The sequence below is a fragment of the Limnohabitans sp. TEGF005 genome, assembly GCF_055394835.1.
This window is the reverse complement of sequence record NZ_AP029226.1, coordinates 893950-913999: the sequence shown is the minus strand read 5'-3', so window position 1 is coordinate 913999 and position 20050 is coordinate 893950. Positions and strand designations below refer to the sequence as shown.

General features: G+C 60.0%; 20 protein-coding genes. 14 read left to right on the top strand and 6 right to left on the bottom strand.

The features are described 5' to 3' along the window. Positions 1 to 93 precede the first annotated feature (93 nt). Positions 94 to 2070 (top strand): YhgE/Pip family protein, encoded by a 1977-nt coding sequence (locus ACZ5RG_RS04355; protein WP_298600710.1) that lies wholly within the window; start codon positions 94 to 96, stop codon positions 2068 to 2070. Here ACZ5RG_RS04355 and ACZ5RG_RS04350 read toward each other — a convergent pair. Genes ACZ5RG_RS04350 through ACZ5RG_RS04335 form a run of 4 tightly spaced genes read right to left on the bottom strand, consistent with a single transcriptional unit; the run spans position 2003 to position 5761 of the window. After that, positions 2003 to 2959, bottom strand: coding sequence for an alpha/beta fold hydrolase (locus tag ACZ5RG_RS04350; RefSeq protein ID WP_464447866.1), 957 nt, complete (start codon positions 2957 to 2959; stop codon positions 2003 to 2005). The genes ACZ5RG_RS04355 and ACZ5RG_RS04350 overlap by 68 nt on opposite strands. Next, positions 2956 to 4134 (bottom strand): MFS transporter, encoded by a 1179-nt coding sequence (locus tag ACZ5RG_RS04345; RefSeq protein ID WP_464447865.1) that lies wholly within the window; start codon positions 4132 to 4134, stop codon positions 2956 to 2958. Before ACZ5RG_RS04345 ends, ACZ5RG_RS04350 begins: the two co-directional genes overlap by 4 nt. Positions 4135 to 4137: 3 nt before the next feature. Further along, on the bottom strand, positions 4138 to 5235 hold the full coding sequence (aroC, locus tag ACZ5RG_RS04340; protein ID WP_298600719.1) for a chorismate synthase: 1098 nt from the start codon (positions 5233 to 5235) through the stop codon (positions 4138 to 4140). A 58-nt stretch (positions 5236 to 5293) separates the two neighbouring features. Then, positions 5294 to 5761: a CBS domain-containing protein gene (locus tag ACZ5RG_RS04335; protein ID WP_298600721.1), complete on the bottom strand. Its 468-nt coding sequence runs from the start codon at positions 5759 to 5761 to the stop codon at positions 5294 to 5296. A gap of 114 nt (positions 5762 to 5875) precedes the next feature. On the opposite strand from ACZ5RG_RS04335, the gene ACZ5RG_RS04330 reads away from it, so the two are divergent. From ACZ5RG_RS04330 to ACZ5RG_RS04315, 4 genes are read left to right on the top strand one after another with little or no spacing between them, the layout of a single operon-like run. Continuing rightward, positions 5876 to 7177, top strand: a complete 1302-nt coding sequence (locus ACZ5RG_RS04330) for an O-acetylhomoserine aminocarboxypropyltransferase (protein WP_464447864.1) — start codon at positions 5876 to 5878, stop codon at positions 7175 to 7177. A gap of 14 nt (positions 7178 to 7191) precedes the next feature. Next, positions 7192 to 8010, top strand: coding sequence for an alpha/beta fold hydrolase (locus ACZ5RG_RS04325; protein WP_312259987.1), 819 nt, complete (start codon positions 7192 to 7194; stop codon positions 8008 to 8010). Positions 8011 to 8049: 39 nt separating this feature from the next. Next, positions 8050 to 9390, top strand: coding sequence for a cytochrome P450 (locus ACZ5RG_RS04320; RefSeq protein ID WP_464447863.1), 1341 nt, complete (start codon positions 8050 to 8052; stop codon positions 9388 to 9390). A 17-nt stretch (positions 9391 to 9407) separates the two neighbouring features. Further along, positions 9408 to 9719, top strand: coding sequence for an Mpo1-like protein (locus ACZ5RG_RS04315; protein WP_298600729.1), 312 nt, complete (start codon positions 9408 to 9410; stop codon positions 9717 to 9719). Positions 9720 to 10068: 349 nt separating this feature from the next. Here the strand turns inward: ACZ5RG_RS04315 and ACZ5RG_RS04310 are convergent, their stop codons facing one another. Then, a complete protein-coding gene (locus ACZ5RG_RS04310; RefSeq protein WP_464447862.1) occupies positions 10069 to 11319 on the bottom strand; it encodes a YihY family inner membrane protein in 1251 nt (416 codons plus the stop codon). 21 nt (positions 11320 to 11340) lie between these two features. Here ACZ5RG_RS04310 and ACZ5RG_RS04305 point away from each other — a divergent pair, with 21 nt between their 5' ends. The 5 genes from ACZ5RG_RS04305 to ACZ5RG_RS04285 all read left to right on the top strand — a co-directional run bounded on the left by ACZ5RG_RS04305 (position 11341) and on the right by ACZ5RG_RS04285 (position 15873). Then, positions 11341 to 11748: a DUF2069 domain-containing protein gene (locus tag ACZ5RG_RS04305; RefSeq protein ID WP_298600734.1), complete on the top strand. Its 408-nt coding sequence runs from the start codon at positions 11341 to 11343 to the stop codon at positions 11746 to 11748. A gap of 5 nt (positions 11749 to 11753) precedes the next feature. After that, positions 11754 to 13178, top strand: coding sequence for an FAD-binding oxidoreductase (locus ACZ5RG_RS04300; protein ID WP_464447861.1), 1425 nt, complete (start codon positions 11754 to 11756; stop codon positions 13176 to 13178). After that, the gene (locus ACZ5RG_RS04295; RefSeq protein WP_298600741.1) at positions 13175 to 14350 is read left to right on the top strand and encodes an MFS transporter; all 1176 of its coding nucleotides are present in this window, start codon (positions 13175 to 13177) and stop codon (positions 14348 to 14350) included. The genes ACZ5RG_RS04300 and ACZ5RG_RS04295 overlap by 4 nt, the downstream gene beginning before the upstream one ends. A 10-nt stretch (positions 14351 to 14360) precedes the next feature. Further along, a complete protein-coding gene (locus ACZ5RG_RS04290) occupies positions 14361 to 14555 on the top strand; it encodes a hypothetical protein (protein WP_464447860.1) in 195 nt (64 codons plus the stop codon). Positions 14556 to 14688: 133 nt separating this feature from the next. Then, entirely contained in the window at positions 14689 to 15873 is a 1185-nt protein-coding gene (locus ACZ5RG_RS04285) for an ABC transporter substrate-binding protein (protein WP_298600744.1), read from the top strand. 132 nt (positions 15874 to 16005) lie between these two features. Here the strand turns inward: ACZ5RG_RS04285 and ACZ5RG_RS04280 are convergent, their stop codons facing one another. Further along, a complete protein-coding gene (locus tag ACZ5RG_RS04280; protein ID WP_315236647.1) occupies positions 16006 to 16941 on the bottom strand; it encodes a LysR family transcriptional regulator in 936 nt (311 codons plus the stop codon). 97 nt (positions 16942 to 17038) lie between these two features. On the opposite strand from ACZ5RG_RS04280, the gene ACZ5RG_RS04275 reads away from it, so the two are divergent. The 4 genes from ACZ5RG_RS04275 to ACZ5RG_RS04260 all read left to right on the top strand — a co-directional run bounded on the left by ACZ5RG_RS04275 (position 17039) and on the right by ACZ5RG_RS04260 (position 20034). Beyond that, on the top strand, positions 17039 to 18304 hold the full coding sequence (locus ACZ5RG_RS04275; protein ID WP_312259981.1) for an aromatic ring-hydroxylating dioxygenase subunit alpha: 1266 nt from the start codon (positions 17039 to 17041) through the stop codon (positions 18302 to 18304). Then, complete coding sequence (locus tag ACZ5RG_RS04270) at positions 18304 to 18792, top strand: aromatic-ring-hydroxylating dioxygenase subunit beta (RefSeq protein ID WP_298601389.1); 489 nt, start codon at positions 18304 to 18306, stop codon at positions 18790 to 18792. Before ACZ5RG_RS04275 ends, ACZ5RG_RS04270 begins: the two co-directional genes overlap by 1 nt. 2 nt (positions 18793 to 18794) lie before the next feature. Next, complete coding sequence (locus tag ACZ5RG_RS04265; RefSeq protein ID WP_315236649.1) at positions 18795 to 19109, top strand: non-heme iron oxygenase ferredoxin subunit; 315 nt, start codon at positions 18795 to 18797, stop codon at positions 19107 to 19109. A gap of 61 nt (positions 19110 to 19170) precedes the next feature. Further along, entirely contained in the window at positions 19171 to 20034 is an 864-nt protein-coding gene (locus ACZ5RG_RS04260; protein WP_019428645.1) for a branched-chain amino acid ABC transporter permease, read from the top strand. The last annotated feature ends 16 nt before the right edge of the window (positions 20035 to 20050 follow it).

Genomic DNA, 20050 nt, shown 5'->3' with positions numbered 1-20050 from the left:
CCGTCTCGGCCCCGGAGGGATGCAAGCGCCTGGGGCGCACACAGGACTGAACAAAAAAACATCGGCTACCGGCACACGGGTACAGTTGAGGAAATGCTGCCCCCCTTACAAGCCGACACCCGGCGAACCGCCACACTGCCACAGCTCCTGCGACAAGCCAGATCAATCGCTCGCATTGACGTTGGCTTCTTCTTTCGCCGAGCCAAATTCGTCTGGTCGATCGCCGCCATCGCCCTGATTCCGGCCCTGTATTCAGTGATCTATCTGTCAAGCCTGTGGGACCCTGCTTCTCACAGCCAGGCTTTGACTGTGGGCATCGTCAACCTTGACCAAGGCTTGGTCTACCGTGAGAGCAATTTCAATGTCGGGCAAGAACTCAGCCAAACCTTGCAAAATGCCGCCCGCTTCAACTACCGCACAATGCGCACGGCCGAAGAGGCCCGACTGCAAGTGCGGCAAGGCAAATTGTCCTTTGCATTGATCATTCCGGCCAACTTCAGCTCAAATGCCGTTCCCGGTGAGCAAGCTGGCGCAGGCCAATTGGTGGTCTTTGCATCGCAAGGCAACAATGTCGAAACCGCCAGAATCGCCCAACAGTTCGCCGCTGAGCTGGGTCACAAAGTCAACGGAAGTCTGAATGCGCAGCGTTGGTCCCTGGTCCTGTTGAATGCGGCAGGCTCGCAACAAAGTGTGAGCCAACTCAACCGAGGTCTGAAAGAGCTTCACCAAGGGGCCACTGAACTCAGCGTGGCGGCCAGCAATGCCGCCATCGGCGCAAAGTCTGTCCAGACTGGCGCCCGGCAGCTGAGCGACAACGTCGCACAGCTGACTCAGAACTCCAAAAAACTCGGTGCTGGTTTACGCCAAATGGAAACCAGCCGTCCCCGCAACGCCGAATTGAGGCGGCTCGATGCCGGCACTGATGCCCTCGTCAACGGTGTATCCGAGTTGGGTCAAGGCCTCCAACAACTCAACAAAGGCAGCCGCGAACTCGCCACGCAAGTCAGCCTGTTCAAGGAAGAATCAGACAACAGCTTTTTAGTCAGCGCCACGGGTAAAGGCAGCGTCACTCAGGCAGCACAAGGTGTGCAACAACTCGACCAAGGCCTGCACACTGCGGTAGACAGTGGGCAAAAACTCGAAGATGGAGCCAAGACCCTGCGCGCGGGTGTCAACACACTCACGGCGGGCGTTCGTGGCATGAACAATGCATTGCGTACGGCCGTCGGACAATTTCCGGAAGACGCTCAGTTGGATGCCTTGGAGTCGGGCTCCGCTGAATTGACACTGGGCACAACCCAAATGGCGCAAGGCACCGAACAACTGAGCAGCGGCAGCAAACGCTTGCAAATGGGTTTGGGGCTCGTCGAAAAAGCCATTCCCGACATGGGCGAAACCCCTGAAGGCAGCCCCGAAGGCTTGGCCGACTCCGTGCGCCCGGTGGTTGAAATGGACGCCGCCGTGCAAAACAACGGCATTGGCTTTATCGCCAACGTGATTCCTGCCGCCCTGTGGTTAGGGGCGAGTATTGCGGTGTTTGTGGTGAACCTTCGTTCACTTCCCAAGCAGGCCAAGCCCTACCATCCAGTGGCCCAATGGCTGGGCAAGTTGCTGCTGCCTGGCAGCCTTGTTTTGCTGCAATGCCTGCTCATTCTTTTCACTGTGTTTGTGGTGCTGCAGGTGAATGTGGTCAATCCATGGGCCTTGACGTGCACCATCGTGAGCGCCGGGCTGGCGTTTTTGTGTGTGATCAGTGCCCTGACCTGTTTCATGGGCGATGCCGGCAAAGCCACGGCCATGGTGTTGTTGGCATTGCAGATGACCTCCTCTGGCGGGGTCATGCCCGTGGAACTCAGCGGCAGTTTCTTCGCCACATTGAGCCCATGGCTGCCCATCACTTGGTTGGCACACGGTCTCAAAGCCAGCTTGTTTGGTGCTTACGAAGGTGCCTGGCTGCTGGATTGGGTACAAGTCAGCTGCGTGGGCCTGGGCGCTGCGGCGCTCACCATGCTGTTCGGGCGTTGGCGTTTTGTGCCTGTACGGCAATTAAAGCCACAGCTGGATTTGTAGGCTCACTCAGAATACCCAGCAAAGCCAAATTGAACGCACTCGCCGCCTCGTAGGGCACCCAATGTCCGGCACCGGGCACCGTTTGCCATTGCCCCCAATGCGGGGCGAGTGATTGCATAAGCCCTTGCAATTCGGGCAAACGGCCCCGGTACAAAGCGTCATGTTCACCATAAATGGCGCTCACCTTGGCCTGCAACTTGGGCAAAGTGCGGGCCACGATGTCGGTGGACGACAAGCGCCTGCGGGTGAGGCGGTCACGCGTCACGTTAGCGGTGTGCAGGGCCAGAGCCAGATCGTCCAGACTGTCTGGTCGTTGCAGCATCAAGGCCATCAAGTTGTGACGGTGAATGTGGGCTTGTGCCTCGGGGCTGGGCAAATGCCGCCAGCCTTTGAGCGGGATGCGTTCAGGCACCGTCAGGCCCATGCCCGGCGCCCCCACCAGCACCAAATGCTGCACGGATGGCAGCGTCGTTTGCGGTTGAGCCGCAAGCCACAAAGCTGCTGTCATGCCCCCAAATGAAAAACCCACCAAACTCACGGGGCCGTCAGTTTGCAATTGCGTCAAACCGGCCTGCAAATGGGGCGGCATGTCGTCGGTGTCCACGCAGCCTGCGGGCAAGTCAGAATCGCCAAATCCGGGCAAATCGGGCACCAGCACACGCCAGCCCGCATCGCGCAGCGGTGCGATGTTACGCACCCAATGCGTCCAGCTGCCGCTGCCGCCGTGCAGCAAGACCACACAAGGCCGATGCGCATCACCCCAGGTATGCCAAACGGTGTCGGCCCCGTCAAAACGGGTGACCCAACGTTCTCCCCCCGCCAGCGCAGTGGCCAAATCGGGCGGCAAAAAGGCGGGCAAGCATGCCAGTGATGGCACAGCACCCGTCATGGCAACACCTGGCGAGGGTGTTGCAGACGCCAGACTTTGTACGCCGCGGCTGTGGCCACGCCACTGGTCAACACGCTCACCCAGAACACACTGACCAAGCCCCAGCGCTCACTGATGAGCCCACCCAACAAAGCGCCCAGCACCCCCGGAAAACCGTAGGCCACCACGGTGTAAAGCGCCTGCCCACGCCCGCGCAAACGGCCCGGAAAATGGTGCGACAACAAAGCAATGCAAACCGTGTGGTGCGTGGCAAAGGTGACAGCGTGCAAGGTTTGCGCCAAAAGCAACACCCACAACACATCGGCCCATGCAGCGGTCAGGCCCATGCGCAGCAGCATGGTGGCCGAACACAGCACCAGCCAACCCGTCAAAGGCAGGCGAGGCAGCCAGCGCGATTGAGTAAAAAACCAGCCGATTTCCACCGCCACCGACACCGCCCACAAGACGCCAATCATGGTTTTGCTGTAGCCCAAGGAGTCCAGATACAGCGAGAAAAAGACATAGATCCCGATGTGCGACAGCACATGGAAAAATGTGGACGCAAAAAACCACTGCACCGGTTTTTGCCGCAACACAGGCCCCACAGGCACATGCAAGTCCGAATGATGCGAGGCCTCTTTGATGTCCGGCAGCCACCAGACACTCAACAAAACCGCCCCCAAACTCAACACCGTCCAGCCCGGGAAGTGCTGCATGCCAAAGGCCTCGAACCAAGCCCCTGCCGCAAACACCGTCACCAAAAATCCCATCGAGCCCCACAGCCGCACACGCCCGTAGCGTTTGGTGTCAAAAGCACCACCTTGGCTGACCAAGTGGGCCATGGCCGCCTCGCTCATGGGCATCATGGAACTGGTGTGGGTGAACATGACCAGCAACACCAAGCCCAGGCCCACCGGCCCCCAATCGAGAAACAACAAACAAGCCGAGGCAAAGGCCACGCCAGCCCCGATGCGCAACAGTTTCACGCGTTCGCCGGTACGGTCGCTGATGGCGCCCCAGGCATAAGGCGCAAACAGACGGGTAGCCGCCTGCACGGCCGTGAGCAGGCTGATGGTCAACAAACTCAAACCCATGTCTTGCAGCCACAGCGGCAAGTAGGGGTTGAAAAACCCGATGTGCGCGAAATAACTGGCCGACAGGGCGGCAAAAGGCCAAAGCTGACGGCGTTGCGGCATGCCTCAGGGCTTGGCCGCTGGGATTGGGGCCACGTCGTGCTCGACATCGGCGCATTGAGCGCGATGCTGCAAAGCGTGCTCCATCACCACCAAAGCCAGCATGGCTTCGGCAATGGGCGTGGCGCGGATGCCCACGCACGGGTCGTGGCGGCCTTTGGTGATGACCTCGGTGGGCTGGCCCGCAGAGTCAATCGAGTCGCGCGGAATCAGAATCGAGCTGGTGGGCTTGACGGCGATCGACACTTCGATGTCTTGTCCGGTACTGATGCCACCCAGCACGCCACCCGCGTTGTTGCCCACAAAGCCCTGCTGTGTGAGGGTGTCCCCGGCGCTGCTGCCTTTTTGCGTGACACAGCCAAAGCCCGCCCCGATCTCCACGCCCTTAACGGCATTGATGCCCATCATGGCGAAAGCGATGTCGGCATCGATCTTGTCAAACAGCGGCTGACCCAGTCCCACGGGCACGCCACGCGCCACCACACGCAAACGTGCGCCGCACGAATCACCCGACTTGCGCAGCGCGTTCATGTAGTCTTCCAGCGCCGAGACGTCGGCCACCGGGGCAAAAAACGGGTTGTTTGGCACATGGTCCCAGCTCTCAAAGCCAATCGGCACATCGCCAATTTGGGTCATGCAACCCACAAAAGTGGTGCCAAACTTTTCTTTGAGCCACTTTTTGGCAACGGCACCTGCCGCCACCATGGGTGCCGTCAGGCGGGCCGACGAACGGCCACCGCCACGCGGGTCGCGCAGGCCGTATTTGCGCCAATAGGTGTAGTCGGCATGGCCCGGGCGGAAGGTCTGCAGGATGTCGCCGTAGTCCTTGCTGCGCTGGTCGGTGTTCTGGATCAGCAGGCAAATCGGGGTGCCAGTGGTCAGGCCCTGGTACACGCCAGAGATGATTTGCACCGCATCGGGCTCGTTGCGCTGGGTGACAAATTTGCTGGTGCCGGGGCGGCGTCGGTCGAGGTCGGGCTGGATATCGGCCTCAGACAGCGGCATGCCCGGGGGGCAGCCGTCGATCACGCAGCCAATGGCCGGGCCGTGGGATTCACCAAAGTTGGTGACCGAAAAGAGATTTCCAAAGGTATTGCCGCTCATGTTGCCCATTATCCCAGAGCGGCCCGCGTCTTTTTTCGGGGCGACAGCCCTGGAAAAATCAGAGCTTGACGTCTTCGGACTCAGGGGCCGAGCCATCGGGCCAGTCGCGGATGTAGGCCTTGAGCATCTTGTTCTCGAAGTTCTGACCGTCCACGACGGCTTTGGCCACGTCGTAGAAGCTGATCACACCCATCAACATGGCGCCGTCCATCACCGGCATGTAGCGCGAGTGGTGCTCAAGCATCATGCGGCGCACATCGTCGATGTCGGTCTCGCCAGTGCAGGTCAGGGGCTGGGCGTCCATGGCATCGCGCACCAAAGCGGTCCCTGCCTGCCCACCATTTTTGACAATCTGACGGATCACTTCACGGAAAGTCAGCATGCCAGCCAAGGCGCCCTTGGCCATGACCACCAAAGAGCCGAGGTCTTTTTCGGCCATGTCGTTCATGGCGCGGGACAAAGGTTCGTCGGCCTGAACCGTGAACAAGGTGCCGCCTTTGACGCGGAGGATGTCGCTGACTTTCATGGTGTGTCTCCTGAGGGTCGATCCGGTTGAGATTCGATATCAATATAGCCCACAATGAACACCGAACGGCAGGCCACCAGCCTGTCGGACACATTCTTTTTGCGGAGGCCCTTCATGGCTGGTTACAGCGATCCCGGTTTTGACACTTTGGCCTTGCATGCCGGTGCGGCACCCGACCCGAGTACCGGTGCCCGGGCGGTGCCAATTCACCTCACCACCTCGTTTGTTTTTGAATCCACAGACCAAGCGGCGGCCCTGTTCAATCTGGAGCGCCCAGGCCATGTCTACAGCCGCATCAGCAACCCAACCAATGCGGTGCTAGAGCAACGTGTGGCCGCGCTGGAAGGCGGCATCGGTGCCATCACCACCTCCAGCGGCCAGGCCGCACTGCACCTGGCCATTGCCACCCTCATGGGCGCGGGCTCGCACATCGTGGCGTCGTCGGCTTTGTACGGCGGCTCACACAACTTGCTGCACTACACCCTGAGCCGTTTTGGCATCAGCACCACCTTTGTCAAACCAGGCGACTTGGATGCATGGAAAGCAGCCATACGCCCCAACACCAAACTGTTTTTTGGCGAAACCGTGGGCAACCCGGGCATGGATGTGCTGGACATCGAAGCCATCAGTGGCATCGCCCACGCAGCGGGCGTGCCGCTCTTGGTGGACTCCACCCTCACCTCGCCGTGGTTGATCAAACCCTTTGACCACGGGGCTGATTTGGTCTACCACTCAGCAACCAAATTCCTGTCCGGCCACGGCACGGTGGTGGGCGGCGTGGTGGTCGATGGCGGCAGCTTTGACTGGGACAAATCGGGCAAATTCGCCGAACTCAACCAAGCCTACGAAGGCTTTCACAACATGGTCTTCAGCGAAGAAAGCACCGTCGGAGCTTTCTTGCTGCGTGCGCGACGCGAAGGCCTGCGCGACTTTGGCGCCTGCATGAGCCCGCACACCGCATGGCTGATTTTGCAAGGCATCGAAACACTGCCCTTGCGCATGGCCCGGCACATGGAGAACACCGCCAAAGTGGTCGAATTTTTGGCCGCTCACCCGATGGTCAGCCGCGTGGGCCACCCCCTGCTGGAGAGCCACCCCAGCCATGCACTGGCGCAAAAGCTGTTGCCGCGCGGTGCAGGCTCGGTGTTCAGTTTTGACATCAAGGGAAGCCGCGCCCAAGGGCAAAAATTCATCGAAGCCCTCAAGGTCTTCAGTCACCTGGCCAACGTGGGCGACTGCCGCAGCCTGGTGATCCACCCAGCCAGCACCACGCATTTCCGCATGACGGACGAAGCCCTGGCCGCTGGCGGCATTGGCCCCGGCACCATTCGTTTGTCGATCGGTCTGGAAGACCCTGCCGACTTGATCGACGACTTGAAGAAGGCGCTCAAAGCCGCCGAGAAAGCGGGGTCATGAGGATGAGCACGTCCATGAAAATCTCTGTTCAAGGCCACCTGCTTTACGCCTACACCGGCGGCAAGCCCTTCAACCCCGCGCAACCCACCGCTGTCTTCATCCACGGCGTGCTCAACGACCACAGCGTCTGGATTTTGCAAACCCGTTACTTTGCCCACCACGGCTGGAACGTGCTGGCGGTGGACTTACCCGGCCACTGCAAAAGCGAAGGCCCACCGCCGCAAAGCGCCGAAGAAGCCGCAGACACCGTCATCGCTTTGCTTGACGCACTGAAGATCGACAAAGCCGCCCTGATCGGCCACAGCTTTGGCTCGCTGATTGCACTCGAAGCCGCCGCCCGAGACGCGGTGGCTCACCCCGGTCGCGTCAGCCATTTGGTTTTGGTGGGCACTGCGTACCCGATGCGCGTCTCGCCTGCGCTGCTCGACCTGTCGGTCAGTGCACCGTTCAAGGCCATCGACATGGTCAACAGTTTTTCGCATTCCACACTGGCACCGCCCCCGTCGGCTTTGGGGCCAGGCACTTGGTTGTATGGCGGCAGCAAAGCCCTGATGCGCAGGGTGTTGGCAAGCAACCCGCAATCCAATGTGTTCTACACCGGCTTCAAGGCCTGCGACAGCTACAAGGGCGGCGAAGCGGCCATGCCCAAGGTCGCTTGCCCTACCTTGTTTGTGCTGGGCAGTGCAGACCAAATGACGCCGCCCAAAGCAGCGCAAAGCCTGATCGACCTGTGCGGCAAACCCACGGTGGTCAAGCTGCCCGCAGGCCATTCGCTCATGACCGAAGCGCCTGAGGGCGTGTTGCAATCGCTCAAAGATTTTTTAAAGCCGTGACATGGGCACACATTCACGAACAGCGGCTCACTCCTGAAAATGAACACACTGACTTCCAACATCACCCCGCCCTTGTCGGCAGACAGGGCCAGCGAGATTGCCCAGTCACTCGACCTGCGGGCTCTGCCAGCCGACTTCCTGAACAACCCCTACCCAGTCTATGCCGCGCTGCGCGAAACCGAGCCCTTCAAACGCATGTCCGACGGCTCGTATTTCCTCACGCGCCATGCCGATCTGGTGGCGGTGTACCGCGATGCCAAGGTATTCAGCTCCGACAAGCAAGTCGAGTTCGGCCCCAAATACAACCATGCACCGTTCAATGAACCGCCGTTCACTACAGCGGGTGGCGTGGCACCGCTGTTCGAGCACCACACCAACAGTCTGGTCTTCAATGACGCACCACGACACACCCGCGTGCGAAGGCTGATCATGGGCGCCCTCACCCGCCGTGCCATTGAGGCCATGGAGCCCGGACTGGTACAACTGGTGGACGGCCTGCTGGACAGGCTGCAAGAGCGGGGTGGCGGGGATCTGATTGAAGACTTTGCATCGGCCATTCCGGTCGAGATCATCGGCAATTTGCTGGACGTGCCACACGCAGATCGCGAGCCCTTGCGCGGCTGGTCACTGGCCATTTTGGGTGCGCTGGAACCCGCCCTCACACCCGAACAAGAAGCGCTGGGCAACCGCAGCGTCAACGAATTTCTGGCCTATCTGCGCGAGCTGGTTGCCCAGCGCCGCCAGCACCCCGGCGACCCGGAGCACGATGTGCTGACCCGGCTGATCCAAGGAGAAAAGGATGGCGAAACAAGCGGCGACGCCCTGAGCGAAGTCGAGCTGCTGCAAAACTGCGTGTTTTTGCTCAATGCCGGACACGAGACCACAACCAACCTGATCGGCAACGCGCTCATCACGCTGCAGGAATGGCCTGAGCAACTCAAACAACTCCAGGCCGACCTGAAGGACGCCACCAGCGAGGACGACCGAGCGCACATTTTGGGTTTGGCCGTTGATGAATTCTTGCGTTTTGAATCGTCCAACCAGCTGGGCAATCGCCGTGCCCTACAAGCCACGCAGGTCAATGGTGTCGATCTGCCTGCAGGGGCCTTGGTCACGCTGTGCATTGGTGCAGCCAACCGCGACCCGGCGGTGTATGACCAACCCGAACAACTGAACCTGCGCCGCACCGGCAACAAGCACCTGGCTTTTGGCTTTGGCGTGCACCAGTGCGCGGGCCTGAGCCTGGCGCGGCTCGAAGGCCGCATTGCCATCGGGCGGTTTTTGCAACGCTTCCCCGATTACCAGCTCACACAAACGCCTCTGCGTGGTGGGCGGGCGAGGTTCCGTGGTTTTTTAAACGCGCCATTTCACACAGTCTGACCACTCAAGGAGCCACCATGACCGATGCCGTTCAACACACCAGCTTTGCCGAGTTTTACCCGTTTTACCTGAGCGAGCACAACAACCGCACCTGCCGCCGCCTGCACTTTGTGGGCAGCACACTGTCACTGCTGTGCCTGGCCATGCTGGTCATCACGGGCAAGCCGGCTTACTTTTTGTACGCCTTGCTGTGCGGCTATGGCTGTGCTTGGATCGGGCACTTTGTGTTCGAGAAAAACAAGCCCGCCAGCTTCAAACGCCCGCTTTACAGCTTCATGGGCGACTGGGTGATGTACCGCGACATGTGGCGCGGCCGGGTCAGTTTTTGAGCAGCCCCGACTCATCCTGGCTGGTCAACCCATCCTGGCTGGTCAACCCGACTCACACTGACCTGTCACCCCCGACTCGATCGGGGGTCCATGCCTTCGGTTGCCATGGATACCCGGTCAAGCCGGGTATGACGGAAATCTTGTCACCCCCAACTCATCCTGGCTGATCAACCCATCCTGGCTGGTCAACCCGACTCACACTGACCTGTCACCCCCGACTCGATCGGGGGTCCATGCCTTCGGCGGCCGTGGATACCCGGTCAAGCCGGGTATGACTAATGCGTCGGGTATGACAAATGCGTCGGGTATGGCTAATGCACCGGGTATGGCAAATGCGTCGGGTACGACATCAGGGCGTGGGTTTGGGCAGTAACTGCGCCACGCAAATTTGGTCCAGCGCCGTCTGCACCCACACGGGATCGGCCGCAGAAGCCCTGAGCACCAAGAGCCGGTCAGCCAACGGGGCCACGCTGGCCTGAGTGGGGTCAATCAACAGCACTTGCCGGGCTTGCCCTTGGTCGTTCTGTTCAGTCAAGCGGCCAACCCAGTCCAAACTTTGCAACACCTCCAGCACTTGCCTGAGCTCGCTCGGCTCTACACGCAAGCGCTCAGCCAGATCATCGGTGCTGAAACCGCGATGCGCAGAGGCCTTGGCCGCATCCAGCTCGGCCAAGATCTCCAAAGCCAACCGAAAGCCCCAACCCGCGCCTTCCGGCTTGCGCCAGGCTTGCCGGCCCAGCTCGGGCAGACTGGAAGCGAGCACAGCCCCCAGCAGCACAATCAGCCAGGTCACATAAATCCAGACGAGCAAAATCGGCAACGCTGCAAACGCGCCATAAATGACCGAGTAAGTGGGCACCTGCAAAAGGTAAATAGCCAGCAACTTTTTAGCCAGCTCCAGCCCGCCCGCCACCAAAAACCCGGCCGTGATGGCATGACGCCAACGCACACGGGTGTAAGGCACATAAAAGTACAAACCACTCACGCAAGCGGTCAGCAACAAAAATTCAAAACTGTCGAGCAACCAGCGGACGGAGCCCGGCAGCACATCCACCACATCGCGCGAAGCGGTCACCACATAAGAGGTGATGGCCAAGCTCCCACCCAAAAGCAAAGGCCCCAAGGTGATGGCCGACCAATACAGCAGCACCCTTTGCGGCAAAGGCCGCTGACGGCGCAAGCGCCAGATCTGGCCCAAAGTACGCTCGATCGTCACCATCAAAAACACCGCTGACAACAACACTGCCACCAGGCCTGCCGAGCCCAAACGGCTGGCTTTGCGCGAAAACTGCGTGAGGTAGCTCAGCACTTGGCGAGCAATGCTCTCGGGCACCAGGCTCTCAATCAGCCAGCGTTGGATCGTGTCTTGAAACTTGCCAAAGACCGGGAACGCCGCAAACACGGCCAAACCCACCGCAAACAAAGGCACCAGAGCCAGCACGGTGGTGAAGGTGAGCGAACTGGCGCTCACGCCCAATCGGGCATCGCGAAAGCGTTCGGCCAAAACACCGGCCATCTGACGCCACGGAAAAACAGACAGTTCTTGCCACCAAACAGCGACTTGGGCGCGCAAAGTGGTCTTGGACAGGGAAGATTGCATGCCCGGTATGATGCCACCGCAATGAACACACACACAGAAAACACACCCGTCGGCGTCGATTTCACGCGCTGGATGGCCGTCGGCAGTCTGCTCGGTCTCATTCTTTTGGGCTTGGCCTGGGAGCTTTGGCTGGCCCCCTTGCGGCCGGGCGGCTCTTGGTGGGCCATCAAGGTCTTGCCTTTGTGCATTCCGCTGTCCGGCTTGCTCAAAAACCGCATGTACACCTACCGCTGGGTCAGCATGTTGGTCTGGCTGTACTTTATAGAGGGCGTGGTTCGGGCCTGGGGTGATGCCTGGCCCTCCAACGCGCTGGCAGGCTTGCAAACCCTGTTGTGCACCACCTTGTTTGTGGCTTGCGCTTTGCATGTGCGCATCCGCTTCAAAGCCGCCAAGGCCACGGGCAACTTTGTGCCTGTGCCCAGAGACTGAACACCATGACCCAGCCTTTGATTGAACAGCTGCGCCAAATTTGTGGTGACGCCAACGTCCTCACCCACGACGACCCGGCCACCGACCTGAGCCCCTGGGAACAAGACTGGCGCAAGCGCGTGCGGGGCCGCGCCCTGGCCGTGGTGCGCCCGGGCAACACGGCCCAAGTGGCTGCCGTGGTCAAGGCCTGTGCAGCGACAAGCACCCCCATCGTGCCCCAAGGCGGCAACACCGGCTTGGTGGTGGGCGGCGTGCCCAACGGTTCGGGCACGCAAATCGTGATGAGCATGACACGCATGAACGCGGTGCGTGCCATCGACCCGGCCAACCTGACCATCACGGTTGAGGCCGGTTGCGTGCTGCAAAACCTGCAAACCGCCGCCGATAAGGCTGGTTTTTTATTCCCCTTGAGCTTGGGCGCCGAAGGCAGCTGCACCATCGGCGGCAACTTGGGCACCAACGCGGGCGGCACGCAGGTCGTGCGATATGGCAACACCCGCGAGCTGTGTCTGGGCCTAGAAGTCGTGACCGCCCAGGGCGAGGTCTGGCACGGCCTGAGTGGCCTGCGCAAAGACAACACGGGTTATGACCTGCGCAACCTGATGATCGGCAGCGAAGGCACGCTGGGCATCATCACCGCCGCGACCATGAAGCTGTACCCCCAGCCCGCTGCGCAGCTGACCGCCTGGGCCGCCGTGCCCAGCATGCAAGCGGCTGTGCAACTGCTGGGCTTGGCCCACCAACGCCTGGGGCCTGGCCTCACGGGCTTTGAGGTCATGGGCCAGTTCGCATTGGGCTTGGTCGACAAGCACTATCCCCAACTGCGCGTGCCGCTGTGGAAAGACACCCCGTGGTGCGTCTTGCTCGAAAACTCTGACAGCGAAAACGAACAACATGCCCGCAGCCAGTTTGAAGCCCTGCTCGAAGCGGCCATGGAACAAGGCTATGCGTCCGACGCCGTGGTGGCCGAAAACCTGACTCAAGCGCGGGGCCTGTGGCACATCCGCGAAAGCATCACCCTGGCTCAGGCCCAAGAGGGCCTGAACATCAAGCACGACATCAGCATTCCGGTCTCGCGCATCCCGGCCTTTGTGGCCGAGACCGACGCTCTGTTGGCCCGCGAGGTGCCCGGTGTGCGCATGGTCGACTTTGGCCACTTGGGTGACGGCAATCTGCACTACAACGTGCAAGCCCCTGAGGGCGTGGATGGCCAAACCTTTTTGCGTGAGAACGAGGAACGGGTGAACACCCTGGTGTTTGACCAGGTCACCAAGTTCGACGGCTCGATCAGCGCCGAACACGGCGTGGGCGAACTCAAAGTCGGCAAACTGCCGCTCTACAAAGACCCGACGGCACTGGCCATGATGCGGGCCGTGAAAAAAGCCTTGGACCCGCAAAACCTGCTCAACCCGGGGCGGGTTCTGGCGTGAGGCGACTCCCGCAGCACATCGGTTTGCTGCTGCTGATTTACCTGTGTTTCATCAGCTTGGGGCTGCCCGATGGCATTTTGGGGGCCGCATGGCCCGCCATCCGCATGGACATGCAGCAGCCTCTGGCCGCAGTAGGCCTGATGAGTGTGACCATGACTGTGTGCTCTGCGATCAGCAGCCTCAGCGCAGCCACACTGACGCGGCACTGGGGCACGGGGCCGATTGTGGCGACCAGTGGCCTGATGACTGCGCTGGCCTTGCTGGGCTTTGCACATGCCCCTTCTTTTGGCTGGTTGCTGGCCTTGGCGGTGCCCTTGGGGCTGGGCGCAGGGGCCGTGGACGCGAGCATCAACCACTTTGTGGCCGAGCACTACAGTTCGCGCCACATGAATTGGTTGCACGGTTTCTGGGGTGTGGGGGCATCCACCGGGCCCCTGGTGATGGGGGCCGTGATGGCGCAAACCGGCCAATGGTCGGCAGGCGTGATCACCCTGGGCTGGACTCAACTGGCGATTGCCAGCGTGCTGTGGCTGTGTCTGCCCTGGTGGCGCCGCCCTTTACCAAAACTCCAACGGGTCACGCCCGCAGCACCAGCCGCCAAACACCTGCCCCTCACCCGTCAGCACCCTCATGCGGCCTGGCTGGCGCCGCTGTGTTTTTTGTTGTACGTGGGCGCCGAAGCCGGAGCCGGACTTTGGGCGGTCAGCGTTTTGGTGCAAGAGCGGGGCATGGGCCTGGCCCGGGCCAGTGCCGGGCTGTCGCTTTATTTCGCAGCCATCACACTGGGTCGCTTTGGCGTGGGCTTGGTTGCCCACCGCATGAACAACCGGCAGTGGGTGCAGGCCGGGTTGGGCCTGGCGCTGGCAGGCGCCAGTCTGATGGCACTGCCACTGCCAGGGCTTTACGGCATCGCCGGGCTGGCCCTCATGGGGCTGGGCTGTGCGCCGATTTTTCCGTCGCTGATGCACGAAACCGCCGTCCGGTTTCCCGCTGAGATGGCCCGCACCCTCGTGGGGCGGCAGATGGTGTTCGCCTACGCCGGGGGCTCCTTGCTACCGGCCAGCATGGGCCTGCTGGCCACCTGGGTTGGCCTGAGCTGGGTGATGCCATCGGTGGCAGTGCTCTTGCTGGCCCTGCTGCTCGTCACGCGGCGTCTGGATCGGATCACCTGAATGCGCCACCTTGACACGACGGCTGTGCAAAAAGGCAACCGCACGGCATGGGCACACGCAGCGTGTTTGGCCAGCAGATGCGTTTGACGAGCAGGCACCGAAAGGCGCAGACGGCAAAGCCTTTTTGTGCGACAACGCAGAGCACGTAAACACCCAGGTGTCAGACCAGGTGGTCAAGTTCAAAGGCATCAAACGCGTGCACTGACCCAAGCCTGGTTGGTTTTTCTAAGGGCTTCATGACCCCATGATTTCCCTAGGTCTGACGCCCTGCGCCCTGACCCATAATCTGAAAGTGCTCATCAAGAGCCCATGCACAACTTTAAAGACCGGGAACACACATGACCTCACGCCGCCAGCTTTTGACCCAAGGTGCCGCCCTGCTGGGCACCACATCGACCAGCCTGTTGGTCCCCCAAAGCGCCATGGCGCAGACCGGCAAAATCCGCGTCGGTTTCATCCTGCCTTACACCGGCACCTTTGCCCAATTGGGCGTGGCCATTGAAAACGGCGTGCGCATGGCCATCAACGAGCAAGGCGGCAAGTTGGGCGGCCGCGAGATTGAGTGGTTCAAGGTGGACGACGAGTCCGAGCCGTCCAAAGCCATCGAAAACGCCAACAAACTGGTGCAACGCGACAAAGTGGATGTGCTGATTGGCACCGTGCACTCGGGCGTGCAAATGGGCATTCACCGCGTGGCCCGCGAAAGTGGCGTGATCAGCCTGATCCCCAATGCCGGCGTGCACATCGCCACCCGTGCCCAGTGCGCACCCAACGTCTTCCGCACCAGCTTCTCGAACAGCCAGCCCACCATGGCGCTGGGCGAGGCCATGGTCAAGCGCGGCCATAAAAAGGCGGTTTGGATCACCTGGAAATACGCCGCTGGCGACGAAGCCTTCGAGGGTTTCAAAGAAAGTTACACCAAGGCGGGTGGCACCATCGTCAAAGAGCTGGGTCTGCCCTTCCCCAACGTCGAGTTCCAGGCCCTGCTGACCGAAATCGCCGCCCTCAAGCCCGACGCTGTGGCCTGCTTCTTTGCCGGTGGCGGCGCAGCCAAGTTCTTGCGTGACTACGCAGCCGCAGGCCTCAAAGGCAAGATTCCTTTGTATGGCTCCGGCTTTTTGACCGAAGGCGTGCTGGAAGCCGCAGGCCCTGCTGCAGACGGTGTGCTGACCACCCTGCACTACGGCGATGGCATCGAAACCAAGCGCAACAAGGAATTCCGCCTGAACTACGCCAAGACCTTCAAGATGCAACCCGATGTGTACGCCGTGCAAGGCTACGACACGGGCTTGCTGCTGGTGCAAGGAGCCAACGCCGTGCAAGGCGATGTGAGTAAAAAGGCCGCCATGATCAAGGCCATGGAAGTCGCCGTGATCGACAGCCCGCGTGGCAAGTGGACCATGAGCAAATCTCACAACCCGGTGCAAGACATCTATCTGCGTGAAGTCTCCAACAAAGAAAACAAGGTGATTGGTGTCGCGGCCAAGGCGCTGGCCGACTCCGGCGCTGGTTGCCGCTTGTAAAAAACGCCAGCTAACGGCTTGAGGCCCCTGGCTATTGACTGCGCCTCGGGACCGCAAATCGCGGGACCGAGAGACAGTGACCAAGGGTTTTAGCTCAAAGCACACGACACTGGGCTGTGCCCTGCAAATGCCTCATACGGCTTGTTCGTTATGGGGCATTTTGCTGTCTCCGAACAGTTTTTCTGTGAACTGACGCAGCCATTGGTGGCCGGGATCGCGGTGCAGCCGACCGTGCCAGAACTGGTGAATCGCGCTTTCATCGACGGCCATTGGCAAGTCACGTTTGACCAGACCGAAGGGCGCCAATGTCCGGTCTGCAAAACGCTCGGGCACAGTGGCGATCAGGTTGGAATGGCTCAGCACATCGCCCAAGGCCACGTAGTGCGGAACCGTCAGGCGAAAGCGTCGGCGCAGTTTTTGCTGCTCTAACGCAACATCCACCCGGCCATGCCCTGTGCCCGCCGCCACGATGCGAACGTGCTCGGCCTCTGTGAATGAGGCCAAATTGAGTCTGTTCTGGCCCGCCAGCGGATGCGCCTCGCGCATCAGGCAAATGTATTTTTGCTTGAAGAGCGCTTGCTGATAAAAGCCTGCCTGTAATTGCGGCAACAAGCCCACAGCCAAATCAATTCGGCCCGCAGCCATATCCTCTTTGAGCGTGGGCTGGGTCACGCTGACCACTTGCAAAGTCACCCCCGCAGCAGAGCGGGCCAGCGCATCGATCAGGACCGGCAGGAAATACATTTCACCCACATCGGTCATGGCGATGGTGAAGCTGCGCGTGCTGCTGGCCGGATCAAAGGCCGCACGCACATTCAAGGCCTGCTGCAAACCGTCCAAAGCCACGGCCACAGGCTCGGCCAGTTGCAAGGCATAGGGCGTGGGTGCCATCCCGCCTTGGGTACGCAGAAAAAGCTCATCCCCCAGACTCACGCGCAAGCGCCCCAGCGCACTGCTCACCGCTGGCTGGCTCATGCCCAGCACTTGAGCCACGGCAGAAACGCGCTTTTGTTGCAGCAAGTGGTGAAACACCACCAACAAATTCAGATCCAGTTTTGAGACATCCATATTATTTGATTTTCAAATATTGTTTATGCAATAAATCCGATTTACTTAATTATTGGATTTGAGCATGATGCGTGTCAAGTTTTCACAAGGAGACCTCATGCAGGAACACCCCATTCACTGGGAAACGGCGGGCACAAGCCGAATCCCGTTTGCCGTCTACACCAACAAGGACAGCCACAAAAAAGAGCTGGAGCGTTTTTTCTACAAAAACCACTGGAGCTATGTGGGCCTAGAGGCCGAGATTCCCAACCCGGGTGACTTCAAACGCACCGTGATCGGCGAGCGCTCCGTCATCATGACGCGCAGCCAAGACGGTCAAATTCATGTGGTCGAGAACGTGTGCGCGCACCGTGGCATGGCGTTTTGCCGAGAACGACACGGCAACAAAAAGGAGCTGGTCTGCCCTTACCACCAGTGGAGCTACGCGCTAGACGGCAAACTGCAAGGCGTTCCCTTTCGCCGCGGCGTGCGTCAGGACGGCAAAGTCAACGGTGGCATGCCCGCAGACTTTGACCCCAAAGACCATGGCCTGACCTCGCTCAAAGTGGCCACCCGCAGCGGCGTGGTGTTTGCGGCCTTTGACCACTCGGTGGAGTCTCTCGAAGACTACATGGGGCCGACCATCCTGCGTTACTTTGACAGGCTGTTCAACGGTCGCCAGCTCAAGCTTCTGGGCTACAACCGCCAGCGCATTCCAGGCAACTGGAAGCTGATGCAGGAAAACATCAAAGACCCTTATCACCCCGGCCTGCTGCACACCTGGTTTGTGACCTTCGGGCTCTGGCGTGCCGACAACAAATCCGAGTTGCGCATGGACGAACACCACCGTCATGCGGCCATGATTTCCACACGCGGAACGGGTGGCCAGGCCACAGGCGACAAATCCCAGGTCACGCAAGTCAGCAGCTTCAAAGCCAGCATGGAACTGAATGACCCGAGCTTTCTGGACATCGTGCCTGAGCCTTGGTGGCAACTGGGCGAGCAAATGCCCACGGCGGTGATGATGACGCTTTTCCCCAGCGTGATCTTTCAGCAGCAGGTGAACAGCGTGTCCACGCGCCACATCCAACCCGATGGCCATGGCGCATTCGACTTTGTCTGGACCCACTTCGGTTTTGAAGACGACACCCCGGAAATGACCGAGCGTCGCTTGCGTCAGGCCAACCTGTTTGGCCCAGCGGGCTTTGTTTCGGCGGACGATGGCGAAGTGATCGAGTTTTCTCAACAAGCCTTCGAGACCAAACCAGAGCACCGCGCGGTGGCAGAGCTGGGCGGTCGCGATGTGGGCGAGACCGACCACATGGTGACCGAAACCCTCATTCGGGGCATGTACGAATACTGGCGCAAAGTGATGGAGGACTGATGATGAGCAAGACCTTGATAGACATGCAAACCTGGTTCGACATCCAGCAACTTTATGCAGACTACGCCAACGCCGTGGACAGCGGAAAATGGGATCTTTGGCCTGAATTTTTTACCGAAGAATGCGTGTACAAACTGCAGCCCCGTGAAAACTTCGAACGCGGATTTCCTTTGGCCACCTTGTTCCTGACCAGCAAGGGCATGCTCAAGGACCGCGTGTATGGCATCACCGAAACGATCTTCCATGACCCCTACTATCAGCGGCATGTGGTGGGCGCGCCCATGGTGCGAAAAGTCGAAGAAGGTCGTATCCACGCAGAAGCCAACTACGCGGTGTTTCGCACCAAGCTCGACAAGGAAAGCACTGTGTTCAATGTGGGCCGCTACATCGACACCATCGTACAAACCCCCGAAGGCTTCAAGTTCGCTGAGCGCATTTGCGTGTTCGACAGCGAGATGATCCCTAACTCCATCATTTACCCCATCTGATCATGAACAACTGGATTGACGTGGCCGCCGAGGCCGATTTGTTTGAAGGCGCGGGCATGGCCGTGGCACCGGAGGGCGAGGACATTGCCGTCTTCAAGCTCGAGGATGGCGTTTACGCCATCAACAACCTGTGCAGCCACGGCAACGCCAAACTCTGTGATGGTTTTGTAGAAGGACACAGGGTGGAATGTCCTTTTCACCAGGCACTTTTTGATGTGCGCGATGGCACGGTCAGCTGTGGGCCTGCCACCGAGCCGGTCAAATCATGGCCTGTAAAAATCGAAAATGGCAGGGTTTTTTTGAACTTGGTCAGCTGATTTCGGCCCAGCTTGCCCCCCTTAGAATGCCTGCACCACCATCTTTCAAAGTGTGACCCCGATGGACTTTGTGAATTTCTTGATCCAGCTGCTCAACAGCGTCCAGTACGGGCTGCTGCTGTTCATGCTGGCGGCCGGCCTGACACTGATCTTCGGCATCATGGGCGTGGTCAATCTGGCGCACGGCAGCTTTTACATGTTGGGCGCTTATCTGGCTTGGTCACTGGCGGCACAACTGGGCAGTTTCACGCTGGCCATTGTGGTGGGCACCGCTTTGTCGGTGGGCTTTGGCCTGTTGCTGGAGCGGCTGTTGTTTCGTTACTTTTACCAACGCGACCACCTTGACCAAGTGCTGCTCACTTTCGGTCTGATCTACGTTTTTGAAGAGCTGCGCTCCATGGTTTGGGGCGACGATGTGCACGGCCTGCCTGTACCCGATCTGCTGGCCGCATCCATTCCGCTGACCGACAACCTGTCTTATCCGGTGTACCGCTTGTTCATGTCGGGCGTTTGCCTGGTGCTGGCTTTGGGCCTGTATTTGCTGATCTCCAAAACCCGCTTGGGCATGAAGATCCGCGCAGGCGCCTTCAACCGGGAGATGACCGAATCGCTGGGCATCAATATCCGCTTGATTCATTCGGTGGTGTTCGCTTTAGGCATTGGCCTGGCCTCGATTGCCGGCATGATCGCCGCACCCGTTTCCAGCGTCTACCCCAACATGGGCAGCCAAGTGCTGATCATGTGCTTTGTGGTGGTGGTCATTGGCGGTATCGGCTCAGTGCGTGGTGCGCTGATCGCTGCGCTGCTGGTGGGCCTGGTCGACACTTTTGGCAAAGTGCTGCTGCCCCAGGCTTCGGGCATGCTGGTGTACGTGCTGATGGCCGCCGTGCTGCTGTACAAGCCCGAAGGCCTGTTCAAGCAATGACAACGAAAAGAACAAC

Bases quoted from the DNA above. Each gene is read 5' to 3' on its own strand.
- ACZ5RG_RS04355 (WP_298600710.1), top strand. From the start codon at position 94: ATGCTGCCCCCCTTACAAGCCGACACCCGGCGAACCGCCACACTGCCA.
- ACZ5RG_RS04350 (WP_464447866.1), bottom strand. From the start codon at position 2,959: ATGACGGGTGCTGTGCCATCACTGGCATGCTTGCCCGCCTTTTTGCCG.
- ACZ5RG_RS04345 (WP_464447865.1), bottom strand. From the start codon at position 4,134: ATGCCGCAACGCCGTCAGCTTTGGCCTTTTGCCGCCCTGTCGGCCAGT.
- aroC (WP_298600719.1), bottom strand. From the start codon at position 5,235: ATGAGCGGCAATACCTTTGGAAATCTCTTTTCGGTCACCAACTTTGGT.
- ACZ5RG_RS04335 (WP_298600721.1), bottom strand. From the start codon at position 5,761: ATGAAAGTCAGCGACATCCTCCGCGTCAAAGGCGGCACCTTGTTCACG.
- ACZ5RG_RS04330 (WP_464447864.1), top strand. From the start codon at position 5,876: ATGGCTGGTTACAGCGATCCCGGTTTTGACACTTTGGCCTTGCATGCC.
- ACZ5RG_RS04325 (WP_312259987.1), top strand. From the start codon at position 7,192: ATGAAAATCTCTGTTCAAGGCCACCTGCTTTACGCCTACACCGGCGGC.
- ACZ5RG_RS04320 (WP_464447863.1), top strand. From the start codon at position 8,050: ATGAACACACTGACTTCCAACATCACCCCGCCCTTGTCGGCAGACAGG.
- ACZ5RG_RS04315 (WP_298600729.1), top strand. From the start codon at position 9,408: ATGACCGATGCCGTTCAACACACCAGCTTTGCCGAGTTTTACCCGTTT.
- ACZ5RG_RS04310 (WP_464447862.1), bottom strand. From the start codon at position 11,319: ATGCAATCTTCCCTGTCCAAGACCACTTTGCGCGCCCAAGTCGCTGTT.
- ACZ5RG_RS04305 (WP_298600734.1), top strand. From the start codon at position 11,341: ATGAACACACACACAGAAAACACACCCGTCGGCGTCGATTTCACGCGC.
- ACZ5RG_RS04300 (WP_464447861.1), top strand. From the start codon at position 11,754: ATGACCCAGCCTTTGATTGAACAGCTGCGCCAAATTTGTGGTGACGCC.
- ACZ5RG_RS04285 (WP_298600744.1), top strand. From the start codon at position 14,689: ATGACCTCACGCCGCCAGCTTTTGACCCAAGGTGCCGCCCTGCTGGGC.
- ACZ5RG_RS04280 (WP_315236647.1), bottom strand. From the start codon at position 16,941: ATGGATGTCTCAAAACTGGATCTGAATTTGTTGGTGGTGTTTCACCAC.
- ACZ5RG_RS04275 (WP_312259981.1), top strand. From the start codon at position 17,039: ATGCAGGAACACCCCATTCACTGGGAAACGGCGGGCACAAGCCGAATC.
- ACZ5RG_RS04270 (WP_298601389.1), top strand. From the start codon at position 18,304: ATGATGAGCAAGACCTTGATAGACATGCAAACCTGGTTCGACATCCAG.
- ACZ5RG_RS04265 (WP_315236649.1), top strand. From the start codon at position 18,795: ATGAACAACTGGATTGACGTGGCCGCCGAGGCCGATTTGTTTGAAGGC.
- ACZ5RG_RS04260 (WP_019428645.1), top strand. From the start codon at position 19,171: ATGGACTTTGTGAATTTCTTGATCCAGCTGCTCAACAGCGTCCAGTAC.